At 65.1% G+C, this 14,449-nt stretch carries 14 protein-coding genes; 5 read left to right on the top strand and 9 right to left on the bottom strand.

The features are described 5' to 3' along the window. The first annotated feature begins 37 nt into the window (after positions 1-37). Together putA and JI744_RS00375 are read left to right on the top strand one after the other, a co-directional pair. On the top strand, positions 38-3,436 hold the full coding sequence (putA, locus tag JI744_RS00380; RefSeq protein ID WP_202657140.1) for a bifunctional proline dehydrogenase/L-glutamate gamma-semialdehyde dehydrogenase PutA: 3,399 nt from the start codon (positions 38-40) through the stop codon (positions 3,434-3,436). Positions 3,437-4,218: 782 nt separating this feature from the next. Further along, positions 4,219-5,364: an HPP family protein gene (locus JI744_RS00375; protein ID WP_202657138.1), complete on the top strand. Its 1,146-nt coding sequence runs from the start codon at positions 4,219-4,221 to the stop codon at positions 5,362-5,364. A 160-nt stretch (positions 5,365-5,524) separates the two neighbouring features. Here the strand turns inward: JI744_RS00375 and JI744_RS00370 are convergent, their stop codons facing one another. Next, positions 5,525-5,878, bottom strand: a complete 354-nt coding sequence (locus JI744_RS00370) for a cupin domain-containing protein (RefSeq protein WP_202657136.1) — start codon at positions 5,876-5,878, stop codon at positions 5,525-5,527. 168 nt (positions 5,879-6,046) lie between these two features. Between JI744_RS00370 and JI744_RS00365 the strand changes: the two genes are divergently transcribed. Beyond that, on the top strand, positions 6,047-6,622 hold the full coding sequence (locus JI744_RS00365; protein WP_202657134.1) for a GNAT family N-acetyltransferase: 576 nt from the start codon (positions 6,047-6,049) through the stop codon (positions 6,620-6,622). A 324-nt stretch (positions 6,623-6,946) separates the two neighbouring features. Here the strand turns inward: JI744_RS00365 and chrA are convergent, their stop codons facing one another. After that, positions 6,947-8,317, bottom strand: a complete 1,371-nt coding sequence (gene chrA, locus JI744_RS00360) for a chromate efflux transporter (RefSeq protein ID WP_202657132.1) — start codon at positions 8,315-8,317, stop codon at positions 6,947-6,949. Further along, positions 8,317-9,150: a chromate resistance protein ChrB domain-containing protein gene (locus tag JI744_RS00355; RefSeq protein WP_202657128.1), complete on the bottom strand. Its 834-nt coding sequence runs from the start codon at positions 9,148-9,150 to the stop codon at positions 8,317-8,319. The genes chrA and JI744_RS00355 overlap by 1 nt, the downstream gene beginning before the upstream one ends. 190 nt (positions 9,151-9,340) lie before the next feature. Here JI744_RS00355 and JI744_RS00350 point away from each other — a divergent pair, with 190 nt between their 5' ends. Next, the gene (locus JI744_RS00350; RefSeq protein WP_202657124.1) at positions 9,341-9,910 is read left to right on the top strand and encodes a DinB family protein; all 570 of its coding nucleotides are present in this window, start codon (positions 9,341-9,343) and stop codon (positions 9,908-9,910) included. Positions 9,911-9,919: 9 nt separating this feature from the next. Here the strand turns inward: JI744_RS00350 and JI744_RS00345 are convergent, their stop codons facing one another. Beyond that, on the bottom strand, positions 9,920-10,078 hold the full coding sequence (locus JI744_RS00345; RefSeq protein WP_202657120.1) for a hypothetical protein: 159 nt from the start codon (positions 10,076-10,078) through the stop codon (positions 9,920-9,922). 45 nt (positions 10,079-10,123) lie between these two features. Beyond that, positions 10,124-10,276: a hypothetical protein gene (locus tag JI744_RS00340; RefSeq protein WP_202657119.1), complete on the bottom strand. Its 153-nt coding sequence runs from the start codon at positions 10,274-10,276 to the stop codon at positions 10,124-10,126. Positions 10,277-10,550: 274 nt separating this feature from the next. Between JI744_RS00340 and JI744_RS00335 the strand changes: the two genes are divergently transcribed. Further along, a complete protein-coding gene (locus JI744_RS00335) occupies positions 10,551-11,018 on the top strand; it encodes an RrF2 family transcriptional regulator (RefSeq protein WP_202657117.1) in 468 nt (155 codons plus the stop codon). On the opposite strand, the gene JI744_RS00330 is transcribed toward JI744_RS00335, so the two are convergent. Genes JI744_RS00330 through JI744_RS00315 form a run of 4 tightly spaced genes read right to left on the bottom strand, consistent with a single transcriptional unit; the run spans position 11,015 to position 14,328 of the window. After that, positions 11,015-11,557 carry a biotin transporter BioY gene (locus JI744_RS00330; RefSeq protein WP_202657115.1) on the bottom strand — a complete coding sequence of 181 codons (543 nt, stop codon included), beginning with the start codon at positions 11,555-11,557 and terminating at the stop codon, positions 11,015-11,017. The two genes, JI744_RS00335 and JI744_RS00330, sit on opposite strands and share 4 nt — an antisense overlap. 31 nt (positions 11,558-11,588) lie before the next feature. Further along, a complete protein-coding gene (locus JI744_RS00325; protein ID WP_202657112.1) occupies positions 11,589-12,188 on the bottom strand; it encodes a CbiQ family ECF transporter T component in 600 nt (199 codons plus the stop codon). Further along, the gene (locus tag JI744_RS00320) at positions 12,169-12,885 is read right to left on the bottom strand and encodes an energy-coupling factor ABC transporter ATP-binding protein (RefSeq protein ID WP_202657110.1); all 717 of its coding nucleotides are present in this window, start codon (positions 12,883-12,885) and stop codon (positions 12,169-12,171) included. The genes JI744_RS00325 and JI744_RS00320 overlap by 20 nt, the downstream gene beginning before the upstream one ends. A gap of 54 nt (positions 12,886-12,939) precedes the next feature. Beyond that, entirely contained in the window at positions 12,940-14,328 is a 1,389-nt protein-coding gene (locus JI744_RS00315) for an amidase (protein WP_202657108.1), read from the bottom strand. Positions 14,329-14,449: the final 121 nt, after the last annotated feature.

The following is a 14,449-nucleotide window of genomic DNA, read 5'->3' as shown; positions in this document are numbered from 1 at the left end:
CTATCCGGTAAAAAGGCGGAAACCTTCGGAGGCCCACATGACCGACCTGTCGCAATTCACCCTGACCGCCAAGTTCCAAGACGAGGCGGCGCTTTTGGACGCGCTGGTGTCCGAGGCGGCTCTGGATGCCTCTCTTCGTCAGCGCATCACGGCCAAGGGTGCTGATCTGGTCCGCCGCATCCGTTCGGAAGCCAAGCCGACGATGATGGAACATTTTCTGTCGGAATACGGGCTGTCCACCCGTGAGGGCGTGGCGCTGATGTGTCTGGCCGAGGCGATGCTGCGGGTGCCCGACAAGCTGACCATCGACGCGCTGATCGAAGACAAGATCGCGCCGTCGAACTGGGGCAAGCATCTGGGCGAAGCCTCATCAAGCCTTGTCAACGCCTCGACCTGGGCGCTGATGCTGACGGGCAAGGTGCTGGAGGACGGGCAGGGCGGAGTTGCGGGCACGCTGCGTGCCATGATCCGCCGTCTGGGAGAGCCGGTGATCCGCACCGCCGTCGGCCGCGCGATGAAGGAAATGGGCCGTCAGTTCGTGCTGGGCCAGACCATCGACGCGGCGCTGGACCGGGCGCGGACGCGCGAGGCGCAGGGTTTTACCTACAGCTATGACATGCTGGGCGAGGCGGCGATGACCGGGGCTGACGCTGCGCGTTATGCCCGTGAATATGGCAATGCCATCGGTGCCATCGCGCGTGCCTGCGACAAGGGGTCGGTGCAGACGAACCCCGGCATCTCGATCAAGCTTTCGGCTCTGCATCCCCGCTATGAGGTGGCGCAAGAGGCCCGCGTCATGGCGGAACTGGTGCCGGTGGTGCTGAAGCTTGCACAGGCCGCCAAGGCCGCCAAAATGGGTATGAATATCGATGCCGAAGAACAGGACCGCCTTGTCCTGTCGCTGAAGGTCATCAAGGCGGTGCTGGCCGATCCGTCGCTGGCGGGCTGGGATGGGTTTGGCGTTGTCGTGCAGGCCTATGGCAAGCGGGCGGGGCTGGTGATCGATTGGCTTTATGAAACCGCGAAACGGCTGGACCGCAAGATCATGGTCCGTCTGGTCAAAGGTGCCTATTGGGACAGCGAAATCAAGCGCGCCCAGGTAGAGGGGATGCCGGGCTTCTCGCTTTTCACTACCAAGGTTGCGACCGATATCAGCTATATCGCCAATGCAAAGAAGCTGATCGGTTACGCCGACCGTATCTATCCGCAATTTGCCACCCACAATGCCCAGACCGTGGCGGCTATTCTGGAACTGGCAGGCGGTGTGGCCTTCGAATTTCAGCGCCTGCATGGCATGGGAGAGCGGTTGCACGACATCGTGCTGGCCGAAACCAAGGGCCGTTGCCGGATTTATGCCCCTGTGGGCGCGCACCGCGACCTTCTGGCCTATCTGGTTCGGCGTTTGTTGGAGAATGGTGCCAACTCTTCCTTCGTTCACCAGATCGTGGATGAAACGATGTCGCCAGAGGAGGTCGCCCGCGATCCGTTTGAGGCTCTGCCCACCGCGCGTGCCCCGGCATCGCTGGTAACACCGCAGGCGCTCTTTGGGGCTGCGCGGATGAATTCCACCGGTTTCGATCAATCGGACGAAGAGGCTTTGGTCCGGATCGAGGTTGCCCGCGCCGCCCTTGCCGAGGCGGGTGCCCTGACTGTCCGCCCCGCCACCGGCACGTTGCATCCCGTGACCAACCCCGCCACCGGCGAGCAGATCGGCGAGGTTCTGCATTGCGACGCCGCCACCGTTACCCGCGCCATCGAGGATGCCCAACCCTGGACGGCACCTGCGGCGGAACGTGCCGAAATCCTGCGCCGCGCCGCCGATCTGTACGAAGCGAATTTCGGCGCAATCTTTGCCACGCTGGCGCGCGAGGCGGGCAAGACGCTGCCTGACGCCATAGGCGAGTTGCGCGAAGCCGTTGACTTCCTGCGCTATTACGCCTCGGAGGGAGAGCATGCGACGGGCACGGCCCGCGGTATCATTGGCGCGATCAGCCCTTGGAACTTCCCTCTGGCGATCTTTTCTGGCCAGATCGCAGCGGCCCTGATGGCCGGAAACGCGGTCATCGCCAAGCCTGCGGAACCCACGCCGATCATCGCCGCCCTCGGCGTTCGTCTTTTGCACGAGGCGGGGGTGCCCGTTTCGGCCTTGCAACTGATCCCGGGGCGCGGCGGCGTGATCGGGACGGCGCTGGCCTCGGACGCGCGGGTGAAGGGCCTTGTCTTCACCGGATCGACCGCCACTGCGCAGACCATCGCCCGTAACATGGGCGCTAACCTTTCCCCCGGCACCCCCCTTATCGCGGAAACCGGCGGGTTGAACGCCATGATCGTTGACAGCACCGCCCTACCGGAACAGGCGGTGCGCGATGTGGTGAACTCTGCCTTCCGGTCGGCCGGGCAACGCTGCTCGGCTTTGCGCTGCCTTTATGTGCAGGAAGACATTGCCCCCCATGTGATCGAGATGATCAAGGGCGCGATGAACGAACTGGTCGTGGGCGACCCTTGGGCCTTTGCGACCGATGTCGGCCCGGTGATCGACACCCGCGCGCAATCGGGCATCGCCGATTATCTGGCTGAACACCGCGCCCGCATCCTGCACCAGTTGGCCGTGCCCGCCAGCGGCACCTTTATTCCGCCGACCATGCTGCGCGTCACCGGTATCGAAGACCTTGACCGCGAGATCTTTGGCCCGGTCCTGCATGTCGCGACCTTCAAGGGTGAAGACCTTGGCCGCGTGGTCGATGCCATCAATGCCAAGGGGTTTGGCCTGACCTTCGGGCTGCACACCCGGATCGATGCCCGGGTTCAAGAGGTCGCGGGGGCCATCCATGTCGGCAACATCTACGTCAACCGCAACCAGATCGGTGCAGTCGTGGGTAGCCAGCCCTTTGGTGGCGAGGGGCTTTCGGGCACCGGCCCCAAGGCGGGCGGCCCGAACTATCTTGGCCGCTTCTTCGCTCCGGTTCCGGCGCCTTTGGCTGGTCAGCCCTGGGCGGGCAAGGCCGATGTCGCGCGGCTGGGCCAAGAGCTGAAGGCCCATGCCCCACGGCAGATTTCGGAACAGTTCATGCCGGGTCCGACCGGAGAGCTGAACCGGCTGACCCTGCATTCCCGCGCGCCTGTTCTGTGCCTTGGCCCCGGCAAGGCGGCAGCGGCGGCGCAAAAGCTGTCGGTTGACCGGCTGGGCGGGGTGGGCGTGGCGGTGGACGGCGCCCTTGCGGCGGCGACGCTCTCCAGCCTCGAAGGGCTTTCGGCGGCGCTGTGGTGGGGGGACGCGACCGAGGGCCGCGCGCTGGCGCAGGCACTGGCCGACCGCGACGGCGAGATCGTTCAACTGATCACCGCGCAACCCGATCTTGCCCATGTCGCGCATGAGCGTCACCTTTGCGTGGACACCACCGCAGCGGGCGGAAATGCGGCGCTGCTGGCGGGGTGATAGTGATCAGAAATTCTGATCTATTATGATGCAATAGTCAGTAGAATTAGCCTGAGAATTAGCCTGTTATCGGGCGGGGCCTATCCCCGGATGACCCCGCCCGAGTTTCCCATGTGCCGCAAGCTCGGCCCTTCCTGCACTTTGACGGCCGCGTCGAATTCCAGGCCTTGGCACGTTTAGGCGAGGCATTGAAGATCACTTTCCCCAAAGCACCGGGAATGTCTTCGGCGAGCAGGCGGGCGTGGTTGGCACCCATGCTGCCCGAGGCTGTCCGGCAGATCGACCTTTTGCGCGTGCACAGGATCGCTGGGGAAACCTTGGGTGACTTCGGTGTTTACACCGCATTCAACATTCCGTCTTACGGGTTTTGCCACTGGGTTAAGGCGCTTTGCCGTCCTGTGCTGGCCTCTTCTGGGGCGGTAACTGCCTGGGGTTGGCTGGTGCGCTTGGGTCTGGCACTGCGGGGGATGTTTGGGTTGCAGGCTCGTCAACGCGGTGGGTTCTGGCCGCGCCCTGACGGCTTGCAAGACCCGGGCTGGCATTGCAGCCTGAGTGGGTCGCGCCATTTGCATATGATCAGCCACTTCAAGGCCGCAAAATCAAGGTTCCGGCCAACTGCGTGCCGGACTTGGCCAAGACAGGAAAGCTTGCACTGAGATTCGGATGCCCCTTTCGGGACGGTTTGGCCGCTGGGGCAAAATGCGCAAGCGGTGCGGTCTTGCGCGCTTGTATTTCCGGCCTATCGCTGAAATTCAGGAGGCCTGTCTGGAACGGAGGCTTCCTTGCCAATCCTGCGATCATTCGGACCGTCCGTCGCGCGCACATCCCCTGTCGAGGCGGTGCGGGCGGGGCTGGGCGCTGTTATCGGGCTGGGGGTGGCGGGGCTGTTTTTGCTGTCCCCCGGTATTGACCTGACCACCGGTCTTTACCTAGTGGCCCCTTTCGGCGCGAGTTCGGTTCTGCTTTTTGCGGTTCCGAACAGCCCATTGGCGCAGCCGTGGTCAGCCTTTGTCGGAAATACCGTGGCCGCCCTGATCGGTGTGGCGGTCTGCCTTCTGGTGCCCGACCCGTTGTTGCGGATCGCACTGGCGGTCGGTCTGGCCATTGTCGCCATGATCCTATGCCGCGCTGTGCATCCCCCGGCGGGGGCCGTGGCGATGACTGCCGCGATGAGCCCGGATGCCATTGCTCATCTTGGCTTTTGGTTCGCCCTTGCGCCGGTTGCGCTTGGCACTGCCGCGCTGATCCTGATTGCCATGATCTATGCGCGCCTTACCGGGCGCCGCTATCCTTTCCGGCAGTTCGAGGAGTCGAACCGCCACGGAACCCATGACCCGGAACCGGTGGAGCGATTGGGTCTTTCCAAGGCCGAGCTGACTGAGATTCTTGAGCGGTATCGGCAATCCTTCAACCTGGGCGTCGAAGATCTGGCCCGCCTGATCGGGGCAGCCGAGGTGCAGGCGGCGGCACATCACACCGGGCCACTGACCGCCGCCGATGTCATGTCTCGCAACCTGATCACCGTTGGCCCCGAGGCGACGCTGACCGAGGTTGCCGCACTGTTCAAGCGCCACAAGTTCATCTCGCTTCCGGTGACGGGCGCGGATGGGCGGTTCCTGGGCGTGATCTTCCAGATCCACCTGATAAATCAGGCGCGCGACGATGCGCTTCGGCTGAACCGGACATTTGGCGCTGCGCTGCGCCGTCTGGTGGATCGGGAAAGGGAAAGGCCGGTCCTTGCCAAAGACATCATGAGCGTTGTCAGCCCCCGTGCGACCACGGCCACGCCGATGGCCGTTTTGTTGCAGATGATGGCGAATGACGATGTCGATGCGGTTCCGGTTGTCGAATATGGCAAGATCGTCGGCATCGTGACGCGGACCGATCTGATCGCGGTGCTGGCGCGCAGGGTGTCGCGCAATGGATAGGGCGGTCTGGTGGTTCGCCCGCAACTGTGCCGGACAAGGTATCTTGTGGGGCAAGGGGTGTTGTCGTGACTGGCCTGAAAATAACTTTCCATGCCAGTCATAGCGGCAAGTTTCCCAAGCCGGGTCGCGCGGCCCTTGGCCTTGCAACCCCGGCCGCCGCTTACTTCAGCTTGATGCAAAAGTGCTTGCGGACCGGCTGGTCGATGGTCCAGGTGCCTTTGAAGCCGGGCTCTACCGTAAAGGCATCGCCGGGGCGCAGGGTGACGGGCGCGCCGCCATCGGGGGTGATGGTGATCTGCCCCTCGATCAGATGGACGAATTCGTAGAATTTATAGCTGGCGTGCCAGGTGCCGGGGGTGGCCGCCCAGGTGCCGCTGATCACGCTGCCGTCGATCGAGGTGTGCTGGACCCATGTCTTCATGGTCGGGTTGCCCTCGACCTTGGTCCAGCCTTCAAGATCGGTCAGCAGCGGCTCTGGCCCCGGCGCCGGAAAGCGGAAAACCATATCGCTCATGTCAATCCTTCCAGAATGTCGCTGTGGTTGCGGTCTTGTCGTAGGCGCTGGCTGACGGGCTGGCAAGAGGCGCCAGAAAGCGGGACGGATGCGCAGGCCCTTGATCTTTTTGCCGGGCTGCGTGACTTGGATGGCATCTGATCTGGCAGGCATGGGGAAGGGACGATCATGTTGATCCGGCAAGCGAAGGCGTCCGACGCCGAAGATCTGGCGCGTTTCATCAATATGGCGGCGGATGATCTGCCGCTGCATTTCTGGCGGAAATCGGTTGGCCCCGATGGCGACCCATGGGCTTTGGGCAAGGAACGCGCGGCACGGGAAAGCGGCAGCTTTTCTTACCGCAACGCCTGGTTGGCCGAGGTGGAGGGCCGCGTGGCCGCCTGCCTGCTGGGCTATCCGGCCGAGGAGGAGCCGGCCCCGATTGACCCCGACACCCCGCCGATTTTCGTGCCCCTGCTGGAGCTGGAGGCGCTGGCCCCCGGATCGTGGTATCTGAACGTGCTGGCAACCTATGAGGCGTTTCGCGGCAAGGGCACTGGCCGCGCGCTGTTGGCCCATGCCGAAACGGTGGCGCGGGCGGGTGGGCATGGGGTGATCAGCCTGATTGCCGCCGATACCCATCCGGCGGCGCTGCGGCTTTATGCGGCCAAGGGATATGCCGAGGTTGCCCGCCGTGCCGTGGTCAAGGGCGACTGGCAGGTCGAGGCGACGGAGTGGATTTTGTTTACGAAGGCGGTGGGGTAGGGGGCGAACAGTCCGGATCTGTCCGGGCGGAACAGGAAACGCCCTGCGTTTCCCCGCCCGCGCGTGACCTTTCCGCGTGAGACGGTGGAAGCAAGAGCCCACGAAAGGCCAGTGCCACCCAGCCGCGCCACGGGCGGGGCGTTCTTCGGGGAAACGTGCCACTGGCACGTTTCTCATCCCTCACCACCCCTGGCGGGCGAGAAGCGCCCGCCGATGGCGGGGCGGGCGCTGGCCGGGCCTTTGAGGCCCAGCCGGTGCAATTTGCCAGCGTCACCGCATGGCAAAGGCGATGGCCTTTGCCAGACTGCGCAGAGCGTCGCTTCCCTAACCCAGCCCCGCCAGATGCAGCAGCAACCCCAAGGCCGCCGATCCGGCCATGACCGCCGTCATCGGCAGTCTCAGGCGGAATACCGCCAGCAGCGCCAGCGCCGACAGGCCCGCGGCAGCCCAGTTGATCGAGGACCAGACCGGCAGCTCTAGCCGGAAGGGGCCCAACGAAACCGGCGCGACCTGTTGCCAGATCACATGCAGCGCGAACCACAGCGCGAGGTTCAGGATCACCCCCACCACCGCCGCTGTTACCGCCGACAACGCCGCCGACAGCGCGCGGTTCTGGCGCAGCCCCTCCATGTAGGGGGCACCCAGAAAGATCCAGGCAAAGCAGGGGGCAAAGGTGACCCAGGTGGTCAGCAACCCGCCCAGGGTGCCGGCCAGCATCGGGCTTTCCCAGCCCGCCCCCCGCATCGACCCCATGAAGCCCACGAATTGCAGCACCATGATCAGCGGACCGGGCGTGGTTTCGGCCATGCCCAGACCATCCAGCATCTCGCCCGGTTTCAGCCAGCCATAGGTGCCCACCGCCTCTTGTGCGACCCAGGCCAGAACCGCATAGGCCCCGCCAAAGGTCAGCACCGCCAGTTTCGAGAAATAGGTGGCGATGTCGGCAAACACGCTGCCGGGGGCCAGCAGCACCAGTGCCGCAACGGGCACCAGCCACAGCACCAGCGCCACCAGACCGGCGCGAAAGGCAGAACGCCGCGCACCGGGGGGCAGGGCTACCTCGGTTCCCAGCAGGGTATCGGCATCGTCGATATGGCTTTTGCCCATGGCACCATGGCCACCACCGGGCTGAAACGCCGCAACCCCCGCCTTGGCCCCGGCCCAGCCGATCAGCGCCGCCAAGGCCACGATCAGCGGAAAGGGCGCGCCAAGGGCAAAGATCGCCAGAAACGACGCGGCGGCGATGGCGCGCATCGCCCCGTTGCGCAAGGCGCGCTTGCCCACCCGCACCACGGCTTGCAAGACGATGGCCAGCACGGCGGCCTTCAACCCAAAGAACAGCGCCGCCACCACGGCCACCTGCCCATAGGCAGCATAGACCCAGCTAAGCCCCATGATCGCCAAAACACCGGGCAGGATGAACAGCCCCCCCGCCACCAGCGCGCCGCGCACCCCGTGCATCAGCCAGCCGATATAGGTGGCAAGCTGCTGCGCCTCTGGTCCCGGCAAAAGCATGCAAAAGTTCAGCGCATGCAGAAACCGGCCATCGCCCAGCCAGCGCTTTTCCTCGACCAATATGCGGTGCATCACGGCGATCTGCCCGGCTGGTCCGCCAAAGGACAGCGCGGCGATGCGGGCCCAGACGCGGGCGGCCTGCGGCAAGGTGGGACGGGACGGATTGAGCGGGGAGGGCATCAGCGTGCCCCCTTGGCGGCGGGTGCCCAGGTGTGGGTTTCGCCCGTGGCATCGCGCGCCCAGCGGTAAAACGCATCATAAAGGGCGATGCCCGCCTGCATCTGCGCCTGATCATCGGCATACATCCGCGACAGCCCCAGCGAGGCCGCCAGCAACCCCGCGCATTCCGGCACAAGATCAAGCCGCCCGGTATCGGCGCCGCGCACGATGGTGGCCAGACGGTCCAGCGCAGGCAGGGCAAGGCCGAAATCGGCCAGAAGGGTGTCAAAGGTGCAGGTCTCATCCCGGTGGCTAAAGGCCACGCCATCAATGTCAAAGGGCATCGCGTCCAGCGTTTCGGCGACCGCAAGCACCTCGGCCGGGGCGACGAACAGGAACACGGCCTCGGGGTCGATAAAGCGGCGGATCAGCCAGGGGCAGGCGATGCGGTCAATCTTGGGCCGTGCGCGGGTGACCCACAGGCTGCGGCCCTGCCCGTCGCGCCCGGTCAGGGGGGCGGGGGTGAAGGTGGGCAACCCGGCAGCGGCCCAGGCCGCGTGCCCGCCTTCCAGATATTCGGCCTGCATCCCATCGGCGCGCAGCCAGGCGGCGACGGCCTGACTGCGGCCATGCCCTTGGGCGCAGACCACCACGACGGGGCCAGAAAGGCCAGCGGCCAGCCGCGCCAAGGCATCGGGGGCAAGGGCGGTTTCGGGCAGCGGACGGGCTGTGGCAATCAGGCGCGGATCGGCGTCGCGCAGCGCCTGACGGCGGATATCAAGGATGGTGGGCGCTTTGGGTGTGCCGATCAGCTTGGCAAGCTGGTCGCAGGTTATGGCATCGGGCGCAGGCATGGGGCCTCCTTCGGACAGGGTTCACAGGACTGGAACGCGACCTTTGGCTGGCGCCTCGTGGGGAGTTCGCGGTTCCCCATGACGGCAGGATGCGCGGAAACTTCGCGCAGTTCAAGCCGATAGGAGCGTTGTTCCGGCGCAGCAGCGGCAGTAATCTGATCTGGTAACAGGAGGATGAAGGAGCTCTGCGATGCTGGACCGCAGCCATGACCCGTTGCGGATGTTCCGCAAGTTGGCGCAGATGAACCGGCTGGCCAATGCGCGGCTGCATCATGCCTTGGTTGCCTTGCCCGTCGCCGATTATACCCAGCCCCGCCCGGCGTTCTTTGGGTCGATCCGGGCGACGCTGAACCATATCTTGCTGGTGGACAGGTTTTATATCAATGCCTTGGAGGGACACAGCCTGAACACCACCGCGCTGGATCAGGCGCGCGATTGCCCCGATCTGGCGACCCTGACGGCATGGCAAGAAGCCGAGGACCTGCGCCTGTTGCGCCATGTCGAGGGGCTGGCGATCCCCGAGATGGATGAGGTGATCAGCGTTGATCGCGGTATCCGGGTGCAGACCGATCGGCGCGACGATCTTCTCAGCCATCTGTTTCAGCACCAGACCCATCATCGCGGGCAGGTGCATGGCCTGCTGTCGGCCACCACGGTAGCACCTCCGCAACTGGATGAGTTCATCGTGGGCGATGATGCGCCCGCACGAGCCGCCGATATGGCGCGGCTGGGTTGGTCAGAGGATGATCTGATGCGCTAGGCCGCGCGGTCAGGCCAGTGCCGCCAGCGCCAGCATTCCAAGGGCGGTCAGCGCAAAGCCCGCGCTGGCAAGAACCAGAAAGAGGTCTGGCAGGGGGGCATCCGCCTGTTCTTCGGCAGGATCAGCAAAGAACAACAGGGCACCCGGATCATAGCCACAGCAGTACATGCGTCGCTCTCCTTTGCAGTATCGGCTTTGCGGCGAAGGTTTTGGTTACTGGGTGGCGGTGATGATCGCCGGAGCAGCTTTCACAAGCGCCTCGGGCATTGCAATCAGCGCCAGCATCGACAGGAACACCACGCCCACCAGACCAAGGGCGGCATAATCCCCAAGATTTCGCTGCTGACGTTGAAAGATGCGGTTCATTCCGGCCCCCGGCGTTGTTGGCGGATCACTCTGGTTCTGCGGCTGGCAGGCCGGCAGGGGTGATTCCTGTCCCTATAATCTACAGCTTTAATCGTGATTTGGTTTCCATTTTTTCATTTCACTATGGAATTTTATTCTCCAAGTGCCGCGATGCAGGAAAACACCGTCATTTTCCCTTGAACGCGGCGCCCATCGCGCCGACTTTCCGTTATTGCCGGATGGTTTGGCCGTTGTTCCTGTTGATTCTATGGGGCTGCGGCCCTAGGGCTTGTTCATGATCACGCAGAAGATGAAATACGCGCTGAAGGCCCTGCTTGTCCTGGCGGACGAAGCGGCCAAAGCCACACCCGAGCCGCTGACGATCGAAGAGATCGCGCGCCGCTCTGGCACGCCCAAGCGGTTTTTGGAGCATATTCTGCTGGAGATCCGCAATGCGGGCGTGATCAGTTCTATCCGGGGGCGGTTGGGCGGCTATAGCCTGCTGAAAAAGCCGCAGGATATTTCCATCTCGGAAATGCTGCGGCTGATCGAGGGGCCGATTGCGCCCTTGCCTTGCCTCTCGCGCCGCGCCTATCAGCGCTGCGAGGATTGCACGGACGAGGCTGCCTGCCGCATCCGCAAGGTTTTTGCCGAGGTGTTCTGGTCGTACCTTGTCATCATCGATTCGCTGACGCTGGCCGATATGCTTACGGCGGGCGGCGATATTGATGCCGCCCTGCCGCAGATGTCTGCGGGCGCTTAAGCGCGCGACAGCAGCGCCTCTGGCCGCATCCGGGCGATGCCTTGGGTGATCAGCGCGGCCAGTACCGACTTGATCAGATCGCCGGGCAAGAAGGGCAGCGCCATGGCGGCAGCTTCGGGCATGGATTTTTGCATGACAAACGCCATGCCCGGAATGCCAAAGGCATAAAGCACGACAATACCGCCAACGACCGCGCCGGCAAAAGCCGAGACGCCAATGGCGGTAGTCCAGCGTTCCACGATCAGGCCCGCAACAAAGGCGGCGATGGGAAAGCCGATCAGATAGCCGACCGACGGGCCAGCGAACACGCCAAGGCCACCCCGGCCACCCGACAACAGCGGCAGGCCAATCGCGACCAGCGCCAGAAACAGCAGCACGGCCAGCGCGCCGCGCTTGGCACCCAGTACTGTGCCGCACAGCATGATGCCCATCGATTGGGCGGTGATCGGCACGCCGCCGATCAGGTCAATCTTGGGCACAAGGCCCAGAACCGCGATCAGCGCTGCGAACAGCGCGATATGAGTGAGGTTTTTTTCCATGTGGTTGTCCTCCGATACACACCGGGGGTGCTTAGACGCTTCCACCCCGGGCGCGCAAGGCATCAGCGACATGGGCGGCATCATCCAAGGCAGCGGCGGTCAGCGGGGCGACGGTTCGCCAACCGGCGCGGCGGGCGCTGCGGGCTGACCATGCGGCGGAAATCTGGCCTGCGCGGTCCTGCAACACCGGGATGAAGCGGATCACCAGCGCAAGAGCCAGCGCCAAGCGCGCAGGCGGCAGGCCAAGGGCGGCCAAGGGGCGGCACAGCCACTCCAGCACGCGCTGCATATCGGCCAGACGGGTTGTCATGGTGACAAAGTTGGCAGCAGCTACGGCGGTGGTCATGCGCAGGATCACCTCTGCCCCGCCCGCGATGTCGCGGGTGAAGAGGTGCCACAGGCCAACCATCAGGACAAAGGGCCACAGCGGCCGCAGTATACGCGCGGATTGGCCCGCAAAGCGGGGGCCGCCGGTTGCCGACACCACAGCCACCGCGCCAAAGGCGGCAGCAAGGGGCAGGGGACCATGCAGGCGGAACAAGGCGGTGGTGGCAACGGCCAGCACCGCCAGTTTCACCCCGGCGGGCAGACGGTGCGCCCAGATCTGGACCTCAGAGGTCAGCGTCAGCATCCTGCGCCCCCAGATCGGCCATGGCGCCGCGAAACTCGGCCAGAATCGCCGGGGCAGGCCCGTCGCGGTGGATACGCCCACCTTCCAGCCAGATCACCCGGTCCACCCCCGCCACGGCGGTGGGATCGTGGCTGATGGTGATCAGCCGTTGTGGCAGGGTATGAAGGCGGCGGGCAAGGCGGGATTGGGTGGGCAGGTCAAGTCCGGCAAAGGGTTCGTCCAGCAGGATGGTCTGCGGTTCCATCATCATCACCGCCAGCAGGCACAGGTATTGGCGCTGCCCTTGGCTCAGGTGGTGACAGGGCGCATCGTGCCAATGGGGGCGGCCTTCGGCGGCCAATGTGGCGCGAACGGCGGCCTGTGGGTCCGGGTGGCCCATCTGGCGCAGGCCAAAGGCCAGTTCCTCGGCAACGGTGGGAAACAGGATCTGATGGTCGGGGTTCTGGAACAGGATGCCCAGCCGCGACAGCATCGCCTTGCGGTCTTTCGCGGGGTCGATGCCGCCCACCCGCACGGTGCCGGATGTCGGCGCGATCAGGCCGGCAAGCAGGCGCAAAAGGGTGGTCTTGCCCGAGCCGTTCCGCCCCACAATGCCGATGCGGTGTTCGGTCAGGGTCAGCGACAGGCCCACCAACACCGGACGCCCGGCCAGCGTGACGCTGGCCTCGGTCATGGTGATGGTCTCGGCCTGCGGCATGGTCCCCTCGCGCGTTTCGGCGGTTCTAGCGGGGTAGGGGCGCGGGGGAAAGCCCTATGCGGGGCGGCGCTGCGGCAGGGCGAGGGCGGCCTCAACCGCGTGGCTGGCGGCTAGGACGCCCCGGTCGTCGAACATCCGGCCCACCAGTTGCACCCCTGCGGGCAGGCCCGCCGTGGTGAAGCCGCAGGGGACAGAGGCCGACGGTTGTTGGGTCAGGTTGAACGGATAGGTAAAGGGCGTCCAGCCCATCCAGTTTTTTGCCGGGTCACTGCCGGGGGGCATCAGCAGGCCAGCGTCAAAGGCGGGAATGGGCAGGCTGGGGGTGACCAGCAGGTCATAGCCCTGCATGAAGCCGCGCATCTGCGCACCCAGCGCACCACGGGCACGGGTGGCGGCCATATAGGCATCCAGCGTGATCGCATCAGCCTGATCCAGCAGGGCGGCAAGGTTCGCATCCAGCACCGAACGGTCGGTGACATGGGCCAAGGCGGCCTTGGCCCCCGCCCACCACAGGGTGCGGAAAATCTCAATCGGGTCGTCAAAGCCGGGGTCGATCTGGGTGATGATGGCGCCTGCATCGGCCATGCGGCCCACGGCGGCGGCAACCAATGCGGCCACTTCGGGATCGACGGTAGCAAGGCCAAGGGTGGGCGAATAGGCGATGCGCAGGCCCCGCAGGCTGGGCGCATCCGGCACATGGCTGGCCGGATCATGGGGCAGGGAATGCCAGTCGCGCGCATCGGGGCGGGCGATAACGTCCAGCAGCAGGGCGGAATCTCGCGCGGTGCGCGTCATCGGGCCGACATGCGCCACGGTGCCAAAGGGTGACAGCGGCCAGGCGGGCACCCGGCCGAAGGACGGTTTCAGCCCGTAAATCCCGGTAAACCCTGCCGGAATGCGGACCGACCCGCCGCCATCGGTGCCAAGCGCCAAGGGGGCATAGCCCGCCGCCACGGCGGCAGAGGCCCCGCCCGACGATCCGCCGGGCGTCTTGGTCGTATCCCACGGGTTGCGGGTAATGCCGGCGCGGGGGCTGTCGGTCACGCCCTTCCAACCGATTTCGGGCGTGGTGGTACGGGCCATCAGCACGGCGCCCGCGTCCCTTAGCCGTGCCACGGCGGGGGCGTCGTCGGCCCATGGGCCTTTGGCATCCACCGTCCATGATCCGCGCAGGCAGGGCTGGCCCTTGGTCAAAAGGATGTCCTTGATCAGCACCGGCACGCCATCGAGCGGCGAAAGCGGTTGGCCAGCCCTGAGCCGAACTTCGGCCGCCTGCGCCTGTTCGCGCGCGCCAGCGGCATCTGTCAGCGTCAGCGCATTCAGCCGCGGTTCCCAGCGCGCGGCCTGCGCCAGACAATCCTCCAGCACCTCGGGCGGGGTGAAGCGACCCGCACGAAAGCCTGCCGCAATGTCTTCGGCTGTCAGCCAGTTCAGATTGCCCATTGTCGCCCCCCGAATTTTTCCGCGAAATGAAATGAAGTCCTGAGGGGCCTCGTCAAGCCCTTGGGCAGCGCGGCATTTCGCCAACCCATACCCGGGCGGATCAGGAAACGCATCGCGTTTC

The sequence above is a fragment of the Fuscibacter oryzae genome (assembly GCF_016765795.1).
GTDB classification, from domain to species: Bacteria; Pseudomonadota; Alphaproteobacteria; order Rhodobacterales; family Rhodobacteraceae; genus Fuscibacter; species Fuscibacter oryzae.
The sequence above is the reverse complement of the archived record's forward strand: the minus strand, read 5'-3'. Positions and strand labels throughout refer to the sequence as shown.